Below are 17,397 nucleotides of genomic sequence, written 5' to 3'. Positions count from 1 at the left end.
TAGACTCATTGAATTTATAAATACCCTTATAATTTACCAACTATCTTTATAAAATAAATTATTGATCTTTTATAAGTCAAGTTATATATTATAAGAAAACTTATGGTTCATAGGATTAATCATGGATAAACCAGATTGGGCAGAGCTAATTACACGCTTAATTGATGAACGTGGTTATACCGAAGAGAGTATTGCGGATCATGTTGAAACAACACAACCAACAATTCACTACTTAAAAACGGGAAAGACACAGGACGCAAAGTACAGCACAGGGGCAGGAATTATCCGCTTGTGTTCATTAAATGGAATTTCAATCACCAACAAAAAAGCCTCAGCTACGGCAAATAGCTAAGGCTCACATTCAAACAGAGGTTACCTGTATGAACAAAGTAAATATAACACAGCAGTCGAATACAGGAAAGCACGATGCAAATTGTGTGAATCCTGCATCTTGTAAGGTGTGTAAGTCTTATGTTGAATCAATCAAATTCACACCAGATAGAGCAATCCAAGCAATGCTCAAACAATGGGGAGGATGAGATGTCTCGACTCCTTATCAGTGAGCAGCCTTTGCAATTCTCTCCAACTCTAGCAATTGAGTTAGGCAGTATTGAGGCAACTGTATTTCTACAACAGCTTCATTTTTGGGTTGGTGTTTCTCAACACCAGTTCGATGGAAAAAACTGGGTGTATAACAACATCACTCAGTGTTTGGAGATGGTCAAAAATACAATCTCAAAACGCACTTTAGAGCGAATTATTTCGGACCTAAAAAAGCGTAATTTGATTGTTGTTGATCAGCTAAATTCCAACAAATGGAACAAAACTAATTACTTCACTCTTAACTATGAAGAATTAGCAAATATTGATGCTAAATATAGCTCAAACCTTTATGCACCAGATACCGCCAAAATGGCGGAATCGATACCGCCAAAAGTGCAACATCGATCACGCCAAAATGGCGGAATCGAATCTGCCAAAATGGCGGAATGTTTACAGAAGAATACAACAGAAGAATACAAACATAATTCTTATAGCGATTCGTTTGAAAAGTTCTGGTCTGAAGTTCCAAACAAGGATGCAAAAAAAGCAGCAGCTACTGCATTCAAAAAAGCTATCAAATTAGTTTCTGTTGACGACCTGATTGTTGCTTACAAAGCGTATATCCAATTCTGTGATTCACAACAGAGATTCAAGAAAAATCCATCTACTTGGTTAAATCAAGAATGTTGGAATGATGAATCAATCAAACACTTAATTGATCAACTCAAAGGTGTTGATTCTAGTACTCCAGTTGTGACAACACAATTAATCGATTTGTCTGGAAGTAAGCCAAAAGGTTTTTTAGGAGGTAACCAATGATTATCTCTGAAATCAAAAACCTTCAAATTGAGCAAGCTGTACTGGCAACTCTTATGACTGTGGCAGGTTCTTATGCTCAGGTTGAAAGCAAGTTGGGTGAGGAAGATTTCTTTGCTTCACGCCACAAAACCATCTTCAAAGCAATTGCAGACTTGGATTCTAAAAATTCGCCATATGACGCTGTATTGGTCCATGAGTACCTTGAAAGCCACAACCAGTCTGAGCAAGCAGGTGGTGAGCAGTACTTGATGAAACTTATGGGTGATGCACCTTCTAGTTTTTACAACCTAGCGTCATACACAGAGAAACTGAAAGACCTAACAGTTTGCCGCAAGGTTGAGTTGGAAGCTCTGGATGTATTGCGCAAGGCTCGCAACTTGACTGTCAGTCGTGGTGACTTGGTTCTCAATGCTCAGACCTCATTTGCTGAGATCAACACTGAAGCAGAGACCGAATCATTGGTCCATATCCATGATGCTGCATCTCAAACTTTTGGCTACCTCAAAGAGAAAATGGAAGCCGCAGTAATGGGAAAACCATTGATCAAAGGGATTCAAACTGGAATCTATGAGTTGGACCAAAAGCTTGGTGATGTCGTGCCAGGAAGCCTTGTTATTTTGGCTGCGCGTCCTGCAATGGGTAAAACAACTTTACTCCAAACGATTGCAAGCCACGTTTCGATCTATCAACAAAAGCCAGCACTCATCATGTCAGGTGAAATGCCGAAGGATCAGATTGCGATGCGTTTGTGTTGTGCGATTGGACCTGCTGATATTGGTTTGATTCGCAACACGCCACACTTGGTCTCAAAAGAAGAATTCTCAAACTACACACAAGCGGTCGCATTGCTTCATAAAGTCCCAATGGAGATCAATGATACCTCAAGACCTTCAATCGCCAATGTACGCGAATCTATGCGCAAGATGAAGCACAAATATGGGTCATTGGGTGCAGTGTTTATTGATTACCTTCAGATCATGAAAACCACAAAGCAATTCGCTCGTGAAGATTTAAAGATTGCTTACTTCACTGGTGAGCTCAAAGCGATGGCTAAAGAGTTTGATTGTGTTGTGGTCCTTTTATCTCAGTTGAACCGTGAGCTTGAGAAACGCCCTAACAAACGCCCAATCATGTCGGATCTACGTGAATCAGGTGCCATTGAGCAAGACGCGGACCAGATCATCTTCTTGTACCGCGATGAAGTCTACAACAAGGATTCGAAATACAAAGGCATTGCTGAAGCCGTTATAGGTAAAAACCGTCATGGAGAGATTGGAACTGCATACATGCATTCTCAGTTGAAATACTGCCAATTCTCAAATCTTGATCAAGATGCAGTTGCTCAATTGCATGCAGATAGCGTTGGAGGTGCAGCGTGAAACATAACCTCATGTTAGGCGATTGCCTCGAGCGTATGAAGCAAATTGAAACGGGTACCGTGGATATGATTCTTTGTGATTTGCCATACGGTACCACTTGCTGCAGTTGGGACGCGGTTATTCCATCCGAGCCACTTTGGGAACAGTACGAGCGAGTAATTAAAGAGAATGGCGCAATTGTTTTGTTTGCAGCTCAACCATTCGCAGCAGTACTTGCGACATCAAACCTAAAACTATTTCGCTATGAGTGGATTTGGGAAAAGCCTGCAGCTACTGGATTCTTTAATGCACATTTCCAACCATTGCGTGCGCATGAAAACATCCTCGTGTTTTACAAGTCAAAGCCGACGTTCAATCCAATCAAAACGTTTGGGCATGAACGAAAGACAGCGAAGCGCAAAGACATTGGTTCAGAGCACTATGGAAAACAAGTAAACATCAAAGCATACGATTCAACAGAGCGTTACCCGCGATCAGTTCAATTGTTCAGCAGTGATAAGCAGAAATCAAACTTCCATCCGACACAAAAGCCTGTAGCTCTTTGTGAGTACTTGATTCGTACATACACAAATGAAGGTGAAACAGTACTCGACAACACAATGGGAAGTGGTACCACTGGCGTTGCTTGTGTAAACACGGGCCGTTCATTCATTGGGATTGAGCAAGAGAAAAAGTACTTTGACATAGCGCAAGAACGCATTACTCAAGCAGGTACCGAGAAAGACATGCAGCCTGATCTATTTGGAGAAGCGGTATGAAACATCCTCTAGATAATCAAACTGTGGATTGGGTTGAGAATCGTATGGTTCCAAATCTAACCCAAGTACGACAAGCACTAAAACTATTAGCTGAGCGCAAAGGCAGACCAGACTATGAGTTATGCACGGCAAAAGAAGTTAAGTGTGCATTAGAGCATGGATTGGAGCATCCATTAATCAAAGAGCTTCCGTTCTTTGAGTTGGAGCCAAGAGAAGAGGACAAACCGTTAAAGCCAGTGGTTAAAACTCACAGAGTTTCTAAAACAAGAGCTGCTAGGCAAAAGATAGAAATTGATCCAGAAGTGAAGAAAGAATTAATTGACTGGCTTGTTAGCTATAAAGGGTCATTGGCTGAATTGGGGATGTTGTCTAAATGCTCAGCTTCTCTTTTTAGTCATATTAAGACTGGTAAGCGTGGTTTTAGCTTCGATGTTTATACAAGAATCATGAAAGCACGAAAAGAATTAGAAGGATCTGCGGCATGAATAAAACCATTACTAAACGTGACTCAAGTGACGGAGAAGGGCGATGAAGAAATTAAAAGTACTAAACGCCTTTGCTGGTCTTGGTGGAAATAGTATGCATTGGGATAACTGTGAGGTAGTTGCAATTGAAGAAAATGAAAAGATTGCTGCTGTTTATCAAAAGCTTCATCCAACTCATGAAGTAATTGTTGGGGACGCTTACCAGTTCTTCAAAGAAAACCATGAGAGTTTTGACTTTGCCTGGTTCTCACCGCCATGCCAAAAGCATAGTCGAATGATGAAGGCAACACGCCATAAAGTGGCTGATTACCCTGACTTTCGTTTGTACGAGTTGATCACATTTTTACAGCATTTCTTTAAAGGTGATTGGGTCGTAGAAAACGTAGTTCCTTATTACGAGCCTTTAATTAAACCGACTAAAAAAGTAGGACGGCATTTGTTTTGGGCAAGCTTCGATATTAATGCTGAAGAAGTTAAGCAGCCAAAAGGGTTTATTAATAAATCAAACCTTCAGGGTAAGAAAGAAATGATGGATTGGCTCGGAATGCAGTTTGATGAAGTTATTTATTACAAGGGGAATCACTGTCCAGTTCAAGTTCTTAGAAACTGCGTTCATCCAGTTTTGGGTCAGTCGATATTCAATAGCTATCGTGAGGAGCAAAGCCAATGAACGCGATCAATTTCATTCAGCAGCACGGTGTTGAGAAGGCGAGGGAAGTTGTTGAGGGTGCGCCAACTGTTTATATAGGCACAGAGCAAGCACAGCTTTGTTATCGAGAGAAAGACAAAAAATACTCCACTCGTTTTAAGCCAAGCAATCTACTTGTGAATGTTTCTAGTCTCAAGCGCCTAGTTGAGAGCGTTGATCTAGTTGAGCAGTTTGGTAATGACCTAGTTGGTGCTAAGCAAATGTTAGAGTTCTCTAAGGACTGCCAAACCATTGAGCTTTCAGGTTCTGTGATAACTGTAGAGCGCCTAAAACAAGCCATAGCAGACTACGAGGCAATTTATTCTGGAGCGAAAGAATGAGCATAGATAATTTATTGGACGCTATCTCTGATTTGTGCCCAGCCAATATTCCCGAGATCGAAGCCTTACCTGTGGTAGACCTAAAAGTTGGCGATGAGTGTGTTCTTGTATGGTCAGAAGAAAAAGAGGTTTGGAAAGTAAAAGCATTTTGTTCGGATGGTGATGTTGACATTGTTGACGAGAAATACAACGCACATATGAGTGTGCCACTGCATGAATTGAGATTAGCTAAGTTTCTTTTGAAGGACTGCGAAATCCTAGACTATCCCGAAGATTACACATCCCCAAATTGCAAGAAGTTTGATGAGAAGGTGAAGTGATGAGAAGTGATTTTGAGAAAAACAGATACTGGATAGGTTTATTCAGAACTGATGTTGAATTTAATGCATTGCTTGGCGAGTTTGGAAGATACGAATTAAACGGCTCTAGAGATGTGTGTCATAGCTACGTGGAAGCCTTTAATGCCAAGTGGGAAGCTTACGCAAATGCATGGCAACACCGCCAGACCGAGGTGGATGAGCTGCAAAAGCGGGTGGATGGCGCTTACATCAAATTAGCGATGTTAAGACAAACAGAGTTATGGCGAGAAGATGACATATTTGAACTGTTTGACGAGTTAGAGCAAGCGCTCAAGGGGGAAGGATGAAAGCAATCAAGATCCCATGTGAGCATGACTTGCTTAGCAGTAATCACAACACATGGGTTGATGCTGTTATGCGCTGTAAGGGCGGAAGCCCTTACTGTGGCGCAGACGGTTATTGCCATGCTGGTGGTAGTTGTTTTGCTGATCAAGAGCTAACAAGAGAGCAAGCAATTTTAGAGGTAGATCGCTTAGCTCAAGAATTACATAACTCAAAGATTGAAAACGACAAGTTAAGAAACTCAGCTAGTCAGCTTGTTAATCAACTTGAATTGGCAAAAGAGCAGAACCTTAAAAACGGTAATGATCAAAGAGTTTTTGCATTGAAGTTTTGTATTCACGAAATCAAGAAAGCGATGGGGTGACCAATGACCACATTCAAAGAGGCTCAAAGAAGTAGATCAAAACCTGTGGCGCGCTCTAAACGCGTTCACAAGGTGCCTACAGAAGATCAAGAGCAAATCACTCTCATGTCATGGGCTCATCATGTGAAGTTTGGGAATGGTCGCCTTTCTGATTATTTGATTCATATCCCTAATGGTGGATCAAGAAACGTAATTGAAGCGGCTAAGTTTAAGAAGATGGGTGTGAAAGCTGGTGTGCCTGATCTTCAGTTGTTAGTGCCAAATGGATTGATTCATGGCCTATGGATTGAACTCAAATCAAAAGCAGGCAAGTTGCAGCCAAGTCAAAGATTGATGATGCAGCGATTAGAAGAGCAAGGTTATTTATGCAAAGTCTGCTTTGGGGCGGACGAAGCAATACAAGAAATTAAAAAATATTTATGTATTTGAGGTGACGGTATGAATGCGGCAGTAAACACAAAAGTTATGGATTGGTCTAAACGTTCAGCTCATCAGTGGTTAGAACAATATGGACTGTGGGTTAGATCAACAAAAATGAACGTATCAGCTAATCCTTTGGCTGTACTAATTGACCAAAATGACAAAACTAGATTGCGTGCTAGCCGCATTTCCATCCCATGTGATTTAACAGATGTGGAAGGAGTTGAGGTAAGTAAGTTGTTGGCAAAAATGCATAATGATAAACGAGAGTATTTGTCAGAACGAGGATGGTTATTGATTCTCAAGTATGAGAATGAGTGGTCAGATCAGTCAATTGCCAATACACATAATGTCAGCCGTGCATATGTTCGTGCAGAGATTGCAAAAGGGCTTGCTTACTTAGATGGAGTAATTGATTCATTTACCTATTGACTTGGCTGCCATGTTTGTTTAAATTTGTGATATGGTAGAACTATGTTATGGAATTTTACCAACGTTATTTTAAAAGCTCATCGAAAGGTGGGCTTTTTTGTTGTCTAAAGTTTCCTCTTTAAGCTCCTCTTTTTTGAGGAGCTTTTGTTTTTCTAAGCATTACGTCAATGGTGCTTAGGATTTATGCCCTGCTTCGGTGGGGCTTTTTATTGGAGCATCGAAATGGATGACTATTCAAAAAGAATGCGAGAAAGAATAAGAAAGGCTGATCGTGATGCGGATATACATGGGTATAAGTGTTTAGGTTCTATTCTTACTATCCTTGGTTTGGCTGTTTATGGCGCATATAGATTAATAATGGGTTGAACATGGACACAATCGAAGCTAAAAAGAACCTCAAGCGTTATGAGGATGAGATAGAGAAATATCAAAACCTATCCAGAGGCCTAATGACCAGAGACGAAATGTTAATGATTGATAAGAAAATTGCTCAATTAAAACTATGGGCAAAGAATCTTAGAAACGAACTGTATGCGTGATGCAAAGCGACTAGAGGCTATCAGGAAGCTTCCTTGCATTAAGTGTGGTGGTGGGCCAAGCCAAGCAGCACACTCTAACTTCGGCGAACATGGTAAAGGCAAGGGGATCAAAGCAGATGATAAATACACTATTCCGTTGTGCCATTCTTGCCATAGTGATTTTGATCAATACAAAACGATGGGTAGAGAAGAATCAAAAGAATGGTTCGCAAAGATGCTAGAAAAGACTGAGAGGATGCTTAACTTACAAAAAGAGGATCTGTTTTGATCCCCTAAATTTACCCAACAAACACTAATACTTTTTAAACGAACCTGTCAGCAATGGCAGGTTTTTTTATGCCTGTAAAAAGGCAACCACTGGCTAGGTTGATCCCCGAAAAGCATACTTTTCATGTTCAGTGTGCCTGCCAGTTCTTTTCTTTGAACATGAGCAAGTAAGAGGAACTCTTATGAACATGATGACAGCGCCTATTTATCATCAGAATTTAGTTACTTTCAATAATGCAAATTTAAGTATTATTGATTACAACGGTCAGCCATATGTACCAATGAGGCCCATTGTAGAGGGTATGGGCTTGGACTGGATGGGGCAATATACCAAGCTAAAACAACGCTTTGCTTCAACCATAGAGGAAATCTCTACAGTTGCCCAAGACGGTAAACAACGTGTGATGATTTGCTTGCCACTTAAAAAGCTGTTTGGTTGGATGATGACTATCAGCCCAAATAAAGTAAAGCCAGAATTAAAAGAGACCATCATTAAATATCAGGATGAATGTGATGATGCGCTTTGGAATTACTGGACAGGTAAGGTAAGCGCAAGACGTAAAGCATTTGATGAGTTAAATGAAATTGATATGGATGACAAGGTGTCAAAAGGGAAAGCCACTTTCCATAGTTTAGGCATGCACCAACGCAAAAAGGAAAAGAAAATTAATGAGCAAAAGCGCTTGAGTTGGATGAGTAAACACATAGGTTTCTTGGATTTTTAAGAATGGTTAATGTGATAGATAAAAGCCGCCAAAAAGGCGGCTTTTTCTATTTTAAAATTTAGTTTTTATAGAGGTGGGTATGAATCAAGCAGTGTTCACCATCAAAGATCATTCAGACATAACTAAAACAATGTCGTTTTTGCATACCAACTACACGCAGGCTAATTTTGAGAATAAGCCTTTGGTTGTGACGATCACACCTGAATGTAGAAAGCGTTCCCTTGCGCAAAATTCTCTGTATTGGAAATGGCTTTCTGTGATTGAGAGAAAGACAGGTAACGATAAAGATCAATTGCATTTTGAGTTTAAGAAGAAGTTTCTAATAAGTATATTGAAGCGTGACGACAAACAATATGCTGAGATGTGTTTAGCCTTGTCAGTATTAAAACAAAGCGAATCTGAGCAATTTGAGGCCATTGCAAATGGTGTTATTCGTGAGACTTCAACAACTCGGATGGATACAAAGCAATACACTGAATATTTACAGCAGATCGAGGCTTATGCACTGGCAAAGCTCGGTATTTCTCTGCCAGTACCTGATGATCTTAAATATGCATTGGAATAGAGATTAGTCTGATATATATTATTTTTTCTTAAATCAATTAAATAGGAAGAATAATGTTTGTTCAGCATAATGAATACTTTATCAACACCTCAAATATTAATTACTTTAAGTCTAATGAAAATGCATTAAAAGTTTATGTATATTTTGGGGCTACTGGTGAGGGTACTGGAGGTGGGATGGTAACTCTCAACTGTGACAGTGAAATAGAGTTTGATGAACTAATAGAAAATCTTAAGAAATGAATAAAACCGCCCAAGTGGCGGTTTTTTAATGAGGTAAATCCATGGCGGCTAAACAAACAGGTCGCCCTTCTGACTATTTGGTAGAAGTGGCTGACGATATATGCTCACTTTTAGCAAAAGGTGAGAGTTTAAACAGCATTTGCAAAAAAGAAGGCTTTCCAAGTCGAAACACTGTTTATCGATGGTTAAGAGAAAATACGGAGTTTCGTGACAACTACGCGAGAGCAACAGATGATCGTGCAGATTCAATATTCGAAGAAATGTTGGATATTTCAGACAATGTGGATCCTGAAAACGCTGAGATTGCCAAAGCTAGATTAAGGATTGATACCCGTAAATGGGTTCTATCTCGTATGAATCCTAAAAAATATAGTGACAAGCAATCTGTCGAACATACAGGAAAGGATGGAGCTGACTTAACAATCACAGTGGTTAGAAAATTTGTAGACTAAGAGGTGCCATGTGGAATTGCTAATAAAAACTCCACGATGGGCACAACCTTGGTTTAAGCCTGCAAGGTACAAAGGTGCCCATGGTGGTCGTGGTTCAGGGAAATCGCACTTTGTAGCGGAACAACTTGTCGAAGAGTGTGTGGTTGATAAAGATCTACGCGCTGTGTGCATTCGTGAAATTCAAAAATCAATTAAATACTCAAGCAAGCAATTAATAGAAGACAAAATTAAGGCCCTTAATGTCTCGCACTTATTCGAGGTGCAGAGAGATCTGATCAAGCGTAAGGGGGGTGACGGCGTTATTCTTTTCCAAGGTATGCAAGACCACACAGCAGATTCTATTAAATCTTTGGAAGGATTTAAGGTTGCTTGGGTAGAGGAAGCCAATAGACTTTCAGCAAAATCTTTACGGTTATTAAGACCCACCATGCGTGCCGAAGGTGCACAGATATGGGCAACTTGGAACCCTGAGTCAAAAGATGATCCTATTGATGATTTTTTGCGAGGTGAATTTGCACCTGAAAATGCGATTGTCATTGAAGTAAACGTCAACAATAACCCCTTTGCACCCCAAACCCTGATTGATGAATATGAAGAAGACCGCAAACGTGCGATTCGTATGCAAGCTGCAGGGGATCAAAATGCTTGGGCTATGTTTGAACACGTTTGGCATGGTGCATATATTGAGTTTAGCCAAGCAATTATCTTTTCAGGTCGTTATGTGGTTGATGAGTTTGAGCCACAATCGGATTGGACTGATGTTTATTACGGCTCAGACTGGGGATTTGCACAAGATCCAACGACATTAAACCGAATATTTATTCATGACGATGTACTTTATATTCGTAATGAAGCCCATCAAGTCGGATGTGAAATTGATCATTTACCTATGTTGTTTGATGAGGTGCCTGGTTCAAGATCACATAAAATTAGAGCAGATTGCTCAAGACCTGAAACGATTAGTTATATGAAACGGCAGGGTTTTAAAATTGAAGGTGCTGAAAAGTGGGCTGGATCAGTTGAAGACGGCGTAACCTTCATGAAGAAGTTCAAAAAGATTGTTATTCACCCAGATTGCCCAGAAACAGCAAGAGAATTCAAGCTCTATTCATACAAGGTAAACCGTGCAGGGGATGTGCTACCAGAGATTCTGGATATGCATAACCATCACATGGACGGCATTCGATATGGCATACAACCATTAATCAAAGGTCGATCTCCGAAAAAACCTGCAACTGCAGGCAGTCGAACATTTTAAAAGGTAAGAAAATGGCAAAGTCTAAGAAAGAAGACAAAGCTTCTAAAAAGGCTTTGTCTGGTGGTAGTTTATTTCAACAAAACGCCGTGTCAATGCTCTATAGCTTGGGTAAACAGCCCGATATAGATGAGGTGCTTCGCAAGGCTGGCGTTTCTCGGCATCGGCTTAAAATCTTGCTTGATGATGATGAGATTGCGCAGGCTGTTGAAACGCGTATTGATGCGCTACTTGCAACGCCGTTCCGCATTGAGCCGAGTGATACGCCTGAGGCGATATTGCTCATGCAAGAGCTTAAAGAGTGGTTCACTGAAGTAGCAACAGGCGCAATTAATGCGCTTTTTTTTGGTTACTCGGTTCAAGAGGCGGTTTACGAATTAAAGCCAGAAGGGCACATAGGTATTCAGTGGATTGGTGAAAAACCTATGCAGTGGTTTGAACCTAAGAATGATGGGCGTTTGATTTATCGACCAGAGGGCACAGGTCTAGAGATAGTTGTTGATCAAAAGCTTAAATTCTTTCTGACACGGCGCAAGGCAACCTATGAGCAACCATATGGCAAGGCACTATTGGCTACGTTGTATTGGCTAAACTTCTTTAAGCAGAATGGTTTTAAGTTTTGGGCAAAGTTTCTTGAGCGTTTTGGCACACCAATTTTATTGGGAAAATGCAAAAACTCTGAAACAAATGATATGAATCAGGCATTGCTTAACGCCCATGCTCAAAGTGTGCTTTCGATCGATGCGGAGGATGATGTTGTAGTTTTAACTGCGGGTGCAAATGGTACCGCAGGAGCATCATTTGAGACTTTCAATAATGTCCTAATTCGCCAGATTCAGAAAGTCGTACTTGGACAAACACTGACAAGTGGAACTGATGGCACAGGGAGTCGTGCATTAGGTCAGGTACATGAGAATGTTCGTAAGGATAAGCTCAATGCCGATGTTCGTCTGGTTACACCAACGTTTCAAGCTACTGTGAACGCATTGTGTTCTTTGAATGACTGGCCTAAACATGAGGTCTATTTGGGGGAGAAAACAAAGCAGCTCAATGCTGATCAAGCTGATCGAGATGTAAAGCTGAAAAATGCTGGTGCAAATCTAACTCAACAATACTTTAACCGCGAGTATGGTTTGCAGGACGGCGATGTTGCTGAGACTCCACAAGGGCAGCCAGAACAGAAATTTAAGGCAATTCCAAATCGCCGGTTTAGCTTTGCTGCAAGTGTTAAGGATATATCACAAGAACAGCAAGAGCTTGATGAATTGGCGGACGAGAAAATGCAGTTATTCTCAGATGCAACTATCAAGGATCTGATTGCAAATAGTACGAGCATTGAGGATTTGCGAGAAAAGTTGTTTGCCTTGGCTGGTGATGCTGATACTACTCAATTCAATGAACTGATGGATCGAGCTTTATTTGCTGCTGATATTCTTGGATATGTTCATTCAAAAGAGGGCCGTTAAATGGACAATATGACCCTCTTACAAGCTTTGGTGTATGCAAGATCCCGTAATATCGTTATGCCTGCTGAATATTACTTGCTTGACCTAAACTCAAGGCAATACGCATCAACGGTAAGTGGGCTTGCGAGTTTGGATCAAATTAAATCGGTTCTAAACGCCGTCTATAAGACTGTTGAGACTGGTGGAACATTTCTGGACTTTCAGAATCTAGTTGAGGCTGATGGTATTAATTTATCTGAGGCACAATTAGACAATGTTTTCAGAACGAATGCTCAAAATGCATATGCCCACGGCAAATGGTTGCATCAGCAACGCAATAAAGATAAACGGCCATACCTTGAGTATATGGCTATCAATGATAGTCGAGTGAGGCCAAGCCATTTAGCTTTGGACGGCGTTATAAGGCATATAGATGATCCATTCTGGAAAACTTATTACCCGCCTAATGGTTATCGTTGTCGATGCACAACAAGAGCGCTGACAGAAAAGCAAGCTCAATCAAAAGGTGTAACACCAGATGAGGAATTGCCAAACATTCAACCTGATTCAGGTTGGTCCTTTCAGCCATCTAATTATGATCAGCATCCCAAAAACATTCTAAATTCTAAGAATTCAAACCTGGCTAACACTCAGGATGAAAAGAAGATAATTGAAAATCTGAGTCGAGAGGCGATGACTGAGGGGGAAGCTATCAAGCAAATCAAGACGAATATTACTGAGCTTGATGATGCAAAGCGCCGTATTTTGGATGATATGGTGGATAAAACGATTAAATTAGATCCTAATATCCGCCCCAGTGACTTGCGTATCACTTTGGATTTATCAGATGACAATGAAAATGCTTTGACGAACATCTTGAAACAGTCGGAGATTCAGAAAGATCAACAAGGTACTGTGGCAAAAAGCATTTGGGACAAGATCATGGGGGCTTTTAACCGACTTTTTAGTTTTGCTAAGAACACGGCGAACAAACTCACCGGTAGTTCAATCCGTGGAATTGACGATTTAAACCTGAAGGCAGGTAATGTCATCGGGATTAAAACGCCAACGCTATTTCGAGAAGCCGAGAAAGTTGGCAAACAAATCATCATTCTTGATGCAAAAGGTGTAGCAATCGATCTGAGTAAAATCAGCAATCTAGATGGCTCACTATTAGCCCCTGATTTGAGTTTAGAAGTCGTTAGCAACTCAGATGATCAACTCGTGCTGAAACGAACTAAAGAGCAAGCTGTGCGCTATTTTATAGCAAATCAGAATGCATTCAGTCTGTATTAGTCATTTACTAATTAATTAAGCCGCCGTTTGGCGGTTTTTTTATGGAGAAAGAAAAGTGGCAGAAGAAACAAGTCAAACAAAGTTCAAGTTTGCGCTTTCTGATGTTGAACTTCCCAAAATTGAAGATGGTGATAAACGGCGAAAATTCATCGGAGTAGTTTACAACGGTGGCCGAATTGACAACCACTCATATTGGGGGCGTGAAGGCGTTGTAATCGATTTACAAAACATCAAGTTCAAGACAAAAACAGGACTTATTGAAGAGCATATAGGTGGCTTCCGCGTTGGAGTGGCAACCGAAACAACTATTGATAATTCAGTAAAGATTACAGGGCACTTTTTGAGCAATAAACGTGCTCAAGAGATTGTCAGTGATGCTGATGAAGAATTTCCTTTCCAGATGTCTTGGTGGGCAGATCCAGAAAGTGTTGAGCAGGTGCCATCAGGTCGCTCTGTCACAGTGAATGGGCAAACCTTTCAAGGTCCAGTGAATGTGTTCCGCAATGTCCGAATTCACGAATACACCATTTGCACAACTGCTGCTGATACTTCAACAACAATTGAAGCGTTTTCAGCAAAATCCAATTCAACCAAAGAGGACACCAACGTGACCGAGTTAGAGCAAGCACAAGCTGACAAAGCGAAGGCAGAACAAGAGCGTGATGACGCATTAAACAAGTTAAAACAGTTTGAAGCAAAAAAACGAACTGACGATATCACAGCACTTGAAACTGAATTAAAAGTTCAATTCAGCGCTGAAGATAAAACGGCTTATACAGCAATGGATGAATCGACATTTACTTTTACTGCTAAGCAGCTGCGTCAATTCTCATCCAAAACACCGCCATTAGGTAATTCTAATACTGGACACCTGTTCAGTCATCAGGCCAAAAATGAAGGTGAAGATCAACAAAACAAATTTGGCGCAGGTTCCCTTGTTGACCAAGCTAAAAACCGCAAGTAAAGGAGCTTGACATGGTTAAAACAGTAAATTTAACAGCAGCAATCATTACAAGCGTTATTGCTTGGGAATTAGATGGCAATCATCGTCCGAGTCGTGAAAACGCCGTCATCGCTGCAAGCCAAGATTTATCAAATGGCACAGTCATTTCTTACAACGCTAATGGTCAGGTTCAAATTTTTGGTGGTGCGACTGATGAGGTCGCTGTTGGAATCTTCATTGGTGAGCAAATTATCACTGCAGCTGGACAGACGGCGAAAGGGGTTGTGATTGCCCGTGATGCACGTTTTGTAGAAGGTAGTTTGATTTATAAATCTGGCTTGTCTAACGCCAAAAAAACGGAAGCTTTAGCAAGTTTAAAAGCTTTACACATTACACCAGTTCGAGCAGCTTAAAAGGGGCTAAAGCATGGAATTAGAATTTTCAACTGAAGAGCTATCATTAGCTATTACAAACCTACCAACACGAATTGGCGTGCCAACTGACACAGATTTATTCCGTGTTATTCCTGGTACCACAAACTCTTTTGGTGTTGAGTTTTATGAAGAAACTCAAACGTTGGTGCCAACAACAGAATGGGGTGGTGTGCCGCCAAAAAACACAAGTGGAAAGCGCCATGCTAAATCATGGAAGATTCCACACATGCCGCTTGAAGATACGGTGAATGCAGCTGATGTGATTGGCATTCGTGCATTTGGAAGTACTGCAGCGGAAACAGTAAGCGGAAAAGTGCTTGATAAGCTTCAGTTAATGAAAAATAAAATTGATGCGACTCTTGCTTTCCGCCGTATGAAAGCAAAACAAGGCGTTATTCTTGATGCTGATGGCTCTGTTATTGTCGATTATTTTGCCGATTTTGGTGTGACACGGACCGAGATTGATTTTGATCTTGGCACAGCAACAACCAATGTATTAGCGAAATGCCAGGACGTTATTGATGCAATTGAAGATGCGTTAGGCCAAGAAATGTATTCTTCAATTGAGGTTGAGGTTGATCGTGCCTTTTATGATGCTTTTACAAACCATAAAAACGTTAAAGAAGTTTTCTTGGGCTGGTCTGCAGCTGAGCAAAAATTAGGTCGCAGCAATACTTCAGGCTTTGAATTTGGCAGTATCAAGTTTGTTGTAAATCGTCAGAAAATTGGTAATACACCAGTTCATGAGCTGAAAACTGGTGCAGCTTATCCACGTGGTACACAAGATGTTTTCGTAACAGCGTTGGCACCTGCTGACTTTAACGAAACCGTTAATACTCAGGCATTACCGTACTATGCAAAACAAGACACGAAAAAATTTGACCGTGGTTTTGATTTACATACTCAGGCAAACCAACTTCCAATCGTGTTGAAGCCAAAAGCGCTTATCAAGGTTAAAACAACAACCTAAGGCGGGTGTCTATGTACGCAACACATGATGACATGGTGAAGCGTTACAGCCTGAATGAAATATCACAGTTAGAGCGTTATTTGATGGGGGATGAGTCTGTTGAAGCTGCCATAGCAGATGCAGGCTCAATCATTGACGGCTGGATTGGTGCAAAGTACGCAATCCCGCTTGAATATCCTCCCGATAATATAAAAATCTTTGTATGTGATATTGCTCGCTACTTGCTTTGGAAAAGCAAAGCATCTGAAGAAGTCCGAAGACGTTATGAAGATGCGATGAGTTATCTAAAGGGCGTTTCAAAAGGCACAAACGTTTTACTTGTTAAAAATCCAACAACCGAAGAAGTTAAACCTGCAGCAAAAACACCTGCCACTATGCCAATTGGCACAACTTACCGTGGTGGTGTTTTTAGTGATGATGTTTTAAATCAGATGCCAAGCATCAAGTGAGACAACCATGGCAGATAAAAAGGGTTTTTACTTTCAAGGTGAAGAAAAGCTGCGGGATTGGCTGCGTAAGGTTGAGGCGAAAGCTGGCGATCATAAAGATCTATATGACGAGCTGGGGGATATTCTGCTTGATGGTGTTCATGATCGCTTCAAGCGGGGTGTAGCACCCGATGGCAGACCTTGGCAGAAGTCATGGCGGGCAATCGCACAGAAAGGCCAAACATTAAGAGATACGGGCCGATTACTAAACTCGATCCGTACTCGTCTTAATAAAAACGGCGTTTCAATTCTCACTGATGTTCTATATGCAAAGCTGATGCATTATGGTGGAACTATCAGAGCCAAAGGCAAGCCATATCTTACTTTCAAAACTCCAACAGGTGGTTGGGTAAAACGCAAATCAATCTTTGTTCCTGCACGTCCTATCTTTGGTGTTTCGGAAGATGATGCACAAAACATGTTGATAGCGATTGAGGATTATTTGGAGGAGCTCTTAAAAAATGCCTGATAACTATTTTGCATTAGAGATGATCATCAAAGAGCGACTACAGGGGATTGACTCAATCCAAGCGATTTATACGCCGTTCTCCGTTGATGACATGCTTGAGTGTACGGCTGTTGCGCCGTCTATCAGCATTATTTATGTGGATGATCGCGTGGGAGAGTCAGCAGGCAACGGTTCAGCAAGTGTTGTGTACCAGCAATGGCTTGTTGTGCTCTGCGTTGAGGAAGCAGGTTCACAGCTTGAAGATACAACGCTGATTCGCAGAGCCGCTAGTCCGATGATCATTGAAATTTTAAAGCGTATGCAGGGTTTTAATCCTCAAACTTTAGGATTCAAACAATTCAAGCGAGCAAATGCTGGTGTGCAACATATGTCGGCAGCGGGCAAATTGTGGTTGCCGTATTTGTTCGAGTGTCAATTAATTAATAACTTTTGAGGTC

27 protein-coding genes are annotated in these 17,397 nt (G+C 41.0%); all 27 read left to right on the top strand.

The features are described from left to right. The first annotated feature begins 121 nt into the window (after nt 1-121). The 27 genes from NG55_RS04450 to NG55_RS04325 all read left to right on the top strand — a co-directional run bounded on the left by NG55_RS04450 (nt 122) and on the right by NG55_RS04325 (nt 17,393). Nucleotides 122-352, top strand: coding sequence for a hypothetical protein (locus tag NG55_RS04450; RefSeq protein WP_065342452.1), 231 nt, complete (start codon nt 122-124; stop codon nt 350-352). A 119-nt stretch (nt 353-471) separates the two neighbouring features. Then, nucleotides 472-1,362: a hypothetical protein gene (locus NG55_RS04445; RefSeq protein WP_213029716.1), complete on the top strand. Its 891-nt coding sequence runs from the start codon at nt 472-474 to the stop codon at nt 1,360-1,362. Then, entirely contained in the window at nt 1,359-2,741 is a 1,383-nt protein-coding gene (locus tag NG55_RS04440; protein ID WP_065342450.1) for a replicative DNA helicase, read from the top strand. Before NG55_RS04445 ends, NG55_RS04440 begins: the two co-directional genes overlap by 4 nt. A gap of 11 nt (nt 2,742-2,752) precedes the next feature. After that, nucleotides 2,753-3,499 (top strand): DNA-methyltransferase, encoded by a 747-nt coding sequence (locus tag NG55_RS04435; protein ID WP_065342708.1) that lies wholly within the window; start codon nt 2,753-2,755, stop codon nt 3,497-3,499. Beyond that, complete coding sequence (locus tag NG55_RS04430; protein ID WP_081408953.1) at nt 3,496-3,984, top strand: hypothetical protein; 489 nt, start codon at nt 3,496-3,498, stop codon at nt 3,982-3,984. The genes NG55_RS04435 and NG55_RS04430 overlap by 4 nt, the downstream gene beginning before the upstream one ends. Before the next feature lie 43 nt (nt 3,985-4,027). Then, nucleotides 4,028-4,654 carry a DNA cytosine methyltransferase gene (locus NG55_RS04425; RefSeq protein ID WP_065342449.1) on the top strand — a complete coding sequence of 209 codons (627 nt, stop codon included), beginning with the start codon at nt 4,028-4,030 and terminating at the stop codon, nt 4,652-4,654. Continuing rightward, nucleotides 4,651-5,013: a hypothetical protein gene (locus tag NG55_RS04420; RefSeq protein ID WP_065342448.1), complete on the top strand. Its 363-nt coding sequence runs from the start codon at nt 4,651-4,653 to the stop codon at nt 5,011-5,013. Before NG55_RS04425 ends, NG55_RS04420 begins: the two co-directional genes overlap by 4 nt. Next, nucleotides 5,010-5,333 (top strand): hypothetical protein, encoded by a 324-nt coding sequence (locus NG55_RS04415; protein WP_065342447.1) that lies wholly within the window; start codon nt 5,010-5,012, stop codon nt 5,331-5,333. The genes NG55_RS04420 and NG55_RS04415 overlap by 4 nt, the downstream gene beginning before the upstream one ends. Beyond that, nucleotides 5,333-5,659: a hypothetical protein gene (locus NG55_RS04410; protein ID WP_065342446.1), complete on the top strand. Its 327-nt coding sequence runs from the start codon at nt 5,333-5,335 to the stop codon at nt 5,657-5,659. Before NG55_RS04415 ends, NG55_RS04410 begins: the two co-directional genes overlap by 1 nt. Further along, a complete protein-coding gene (locus NG55_RS04405) occupies nt 5,656-6,018 on the top strand; it encodes a hypothetical protein (RefSeq protein ID WP_065342445.1) in 363 nt (120 codons plus the stop codon). The genes NG55_RS04410 and NG55_RS04405 overlap by 4 nt, the downstream gene beginning before the upstream one ends. Before the next feature lie 3 nt (nt 6,019-6,021). Then, nucleotides 6,022-6,447 carry a VRR-NUC domain-containing protein gene (locus NG55_RS04400; RefSeq protein WP_065342444.1) on the top strand — a complete coding sequence of 142 codons (426 nt, stop codon included), beginning with the start codon at nt 6,022-6,024 and terminating at the stop codon, nt 6,445-6,447. A 9-nt stretch (nt 6,448-6,456) separates the two neighbouring features. After that, the gene (locus NG55_RS04395; protein WP_065342443.1) at nt 6,457-6,870 is read left to right on the top strand and encodes an antiterminator Q family protein; all 414 of its coding nucleotides are present in this window, start codon (nt 6,457-6,459) and stop codon (nt 6,868-6,870) included. A 368-nt stretch (nt 6,871-7,238) separates the two neighbouring features. Beyond that, nucleotides 7,239-7,409, top strand: coding sequence for a hypothetical protein (locus NG55_RS20965; RefSeq protein ID WP_171257917.1), 171 nt, complete (start codon nt 7,239-7,241; stop codon nt 7,407-7,409). Next, nucleotides 7,402-7,677, top strand: coding sequence for a DUF968 domain-containing protein (locus NG55_RS04390; RefSeq protein WP_065342442.1), 276 nt, complete (start codon nt 7,402-7,404; stop codon nt 7,675-7,677). The genes NG55_RS20965 and NG55_RS04390 overlap by 8 nt, the downstream gene beginning before the upstream one ends. Nucleotides 7,678-7,858: 181 nt before the next feature. After that, a complete protein-coding gene (locus NG55_RS04385; RefSeq protein WP_065342441.1) occupies nt 7,859-8,401 on the top strand; it encodes a phage antirepressor N-terminal domain-containing protein in 543 nt (180 codons plus the stop codon). Between the two features lie 79 nt (nt 8,402-8,480). Then, nucleotides 8,481-8,966: a recombination protein NinB gene (locus tag NG55_RS04380; RefSeq protein ID WP_065342440.1), complete on the top strand. Its 486-nt coding sequence runs from the start codon at nt 8,481-8,483 to the stop codon at nt 8,964-8,966. A 53-nt stretch (nt 8,967-9,019) separates the two neighbouring features. Beyond that, entirely contained in the window at nt 9,020-9,208 is a 189-nt protein-coding gene (locus NG55_RS04375; protein ID WP_065342439.1) for a hypothetical protein, read from the top strand. 41 nt (nt 9,209-9,249) lie between these two features. Then, a complete protein-coding gene (locus NG55_RS04370; protein WP_065342438.1) occupies nt 9,250-9,660 on the top strand; it encodes a terminase small subunit-like protein in 411 nt (136 codons plus the stop codon). A 10-nt stretch (nt 9,661-9,670) separates the two neighbouring features. Next, the gene (locus NG55_RS04365) at nt 9,671-10,918 is read left to right on the top strand and encodes a PBSX family phage terminase large subunit (RefSeq protein ID WP_065342437.1); all 1,248 of its coding nucleotides are present in this window, start codon (nt 9,671-9,673) and stop codon (nt 10,916-10,918) included. A gap of 11 nt (nt 10,919-10,929) precedes the next feature. Beyond that, entirely contained in the window at nt 10,930-12,381 is a 1,452-nt protein-coding gene (locus tag NG55_RS04360) for a phage portal protein family protein (RefSeq protein WP_065342436.1), read from the top strand. After that, nucleotides 12,382-13,656, top strand: a complete 1,275-nt coding sequence (locus tag NG55_RS04355) for a phage head morphogenesis protein (RefSeq protein WP_081408952.1) — start codon at nt 12,382-12,384, stop codon at nt 13,654-13,656. A 55-nt stretch (nt 13,657-13,711) separates the two neighbouring features. Next, nucleotides 13,712-14,620: a hypothetical protein gene (locus NG55_RS04350; protein WP_065342435.1), complete on the top strand. Its 909-nt coding sequence runs from the start codon at nt 13,712-13,714 to the stop codon at nt 14,618-14,620. Nucleotides 14,621-14,631: 11 nt separating this feature from the next. Continuing rightward, nucleotides 14,632-15,012 carry a head decoration protein gene (locus NG55_RS04345; RefSeq protein WP_065342434.1) on the top strand — a complete coding sequence of 127 codons (381 nt, stop codon included), beginning with the start codon at nt 14,632-14,634 and terminating at the stop codon, nt 15,010-15,012. A 13-nt stretch (nt 15,013-15,025) separates the two neighbouring features. After that, a complete protein-coding gene (locus tag NG55_RS04340) occupies nt 15,026-16,003 on the top strand; it encodes a major capsid protein (RefSeq protein WP_065342433.1) in 978 nt (325 codons plus the stop codon). Between the two features lie 11 nt (nt 16,004-16,014). Continuing rightward, nucleotides 16,015-16,452 carry a gp436 family protein gene (locus NG55_RS04335; RefSeq protein WP_065342432.1) on the top strand — a complete coding sequence of 146 codons (438 nt, stop codon included), beginning with the start codon at nt 16,015-16,017 and terminating at the stop codon, nt 16,450-16,452. A 7-nt stretch (nt 16,453-16,459) separates the two neighbouring features. Then, the gene (locus NG55_RS04330) at nt 16,460-16,960 is read left to right on the top strand and encodes a phage virion morphogenesis protein (protein WP_065342431.1); all 501 of its coding nucleotides are present in this window, start codon (nt 16,460-16,462) and stop codon (nt 16,958-16,960) included. After that, nucleotides 16,953-17,393, top strand: a complete 441-nt coding sequence (locus NG55_RS04325; protein ID WP_065342430.1) for a phage tail terminator protein — start codon at nt 16,953-16,955, stop codon at nt 17,391-17,393. The genes NG55_RS04330 and NG55_RS04325 overlap by 8 nt, the downstream gene beginning before the upstream one ends. Nucleotides 17,394-17,397 lie beyond the last annotated feature (4 nt).

The sequence above is a fragment of the Acinetobacter gyllenbergii genome (assembly GCF_001682515.1).
Classification (GTDB): domain Bacteria; phylum Pseudomonadota; class Gammaproteobacteria; order Pseudomonadales; family Moraxellaceae; genus Acinetobacter; species Acinetobacter gyllenbergii.
The sequence above is the reverse complement of the archived record's forward strand: the minus strand, read 5'-3'. Positions and strand labels throughout refer to the sequence as shown.

Coding starts and splice junctions, on each gene's coding strand:
- NG55_RS04450 (WP_065342452.1), top strand. CDS start 122: ATGGATAAACCAGATTGGGCAGAGCTAATTACACGCTTAATTGATGAA.
- NG55_RS04445 (WP_213029716.1), top strand. CDS start 472: ATGTTGAATCAATCAAATTCACACCAGATAGAGCAATCCAAGCAATGC.
- NG55_RS04440 (WP_065342450.1), top strand. CDS start 1,359: ATGATTATCTCTGAAATCAAAAACCTTCAAATTGAGCAAGCTGTACTG.
- NG55_RS04435 (WP_065342708.1), top strand. CDS start 2,753: ATGTTAGGCGATTGCCTCGAGCGTATGAAGCAAATTGAAACGGGTACC.
- NG55_RS04430 (WP_081408953.1), top strand. CDS start 3,496: ATGAAACATCCTCTAGATAATCAAACTGTGGATTGGGTTGAGAATCGT.
- NG55_RS04425 (WP_065342449.1), top strand. CDS start 4,028: ATGAAGAAATTAAAAGTACTAAACGCCTTTGCTGGTCTTGGTGGAAAT.
- NG55_RS04420 (WP_065342448.1), top strand. CDS start 4,651: ATGAACGCGATCAATTTCATTCAGCAGCACGGTGTTGAGAAGGCGAGG.
- NG55_RS04415 (WP_065342447.1), top strand. CDS start 5,010: ATGAGCATAGATAATTTATTGGACGCTATCTCTGATTTGTGCCCAGCC.
- NG55_RS04410 (WP_065342446.1), top strand. CDS start 5,333: ATGAGAAGTGATTTTGAGAAAAACAGATACTGGATAGGTTTATTCAGA.
- NG55_RS04405 (WP_065342445.1), top strand. CDS start 5,656: ATGAAAGCAATCAAGATCCCATGTGAGCATGACTTGCTTAGCAGTAAT.
- NG55_RS04400 (WP_065342444.1), top strand. CDS start 6,022: ATGACCACATTCAAAGAGGCTCAAAGAAGTAGATCAAAACCTGTGGCG.
- NG55_RS04395 (WP_065342443.1), top strand. CDS start 6,457: ATGAATGCGGCAGTAAACACAAAAGTTATGGATTGGTCTAAACGTTCA.
- NG55_RS20965 (WP_171257917.1), top strand. CDS start 7,239: ATGGACACAATCGAAGCTAAAAAGAACCTCAAGCGTTATGAGGATGAG.
- NG55_RS04390 (WP_065342442.1), top strand. CDS start 7,402: ATGCGTGATGCAAAGCGACTAGAGGCTATCAGGAAGCTTCCTTGCATT.
- NG55_RS04385 (WP_065342441.1), top strand. CDS start 7,859: ATGAACATGATGACAGCGCCTATTTATCATCAGAATTTAGTTACTTTC.
- NG55_RS04380 (WP_065342440.1), top strand. CDS start 8,481: ATGAATCAAGCAGTGTTCACCATCAAAGATCATTCAGACATAACTAAA.
- NG55_RS04375 (WP_065342439.1), top strand. CDS start 9,020: ATGTTTGTTCAGCATAATGAATACTTTATCAACACCTCAAATATTAAT.
- NG55_RS04370 (WP_065342438.1), top strand. CDS start 9,250: ATGGCGGCTAAACAAACAGGTCGCCCTTCTGACTATTTGGTAGAAGTG.
- NG55_RS04360 (WP_065342436.1), top strand. CDS start 10,930: ATGGCAAAGTCTAAGAAAGAAGACAAAGCTTCTAAAAAGGCTTTGTCT.
- NG55_RS04355 (WP_081408952.1), top strand. CDS start 12,382: ATGGACAATATGACCCTCTTACAAGCTTTGGTGTATGCAAGATCCCGT.
- NG55_RS04345 (WP_065342434.1), top strand. CDS start 14,632: ATGGTTAAAACAGTAAATTTAACAGCAGCAATCATTACAAGCGTTATT.
- NG55_RS04340 (WP_065342433.1), top strand. CDS start 15,026: ATGGAATTAGAATTTTCAACTGAAGAGCTATCATTAGCTATTACAAAC.
- NG55_RS04335 (WP_065342432.1), top strand. CDS start 16,015: ATGTACGCAACACATGATGACATGGTGAAGCGTTACAGCCTGAATGAA.
- NG55_RS04330 (WP_065342431.1), top strand. CDS start 16,460: ATGGCAGATAAAAAGGGTTTTTACTTTCAAGGTGAAGAAAAGCTGCGG.
- NG55_RS04325 (WP_065342430.1), top strand. CDS start 16,953: ATGCCTGATAACTATTTTGCATTAGAGATGATCATCAAAGAGCGACTA.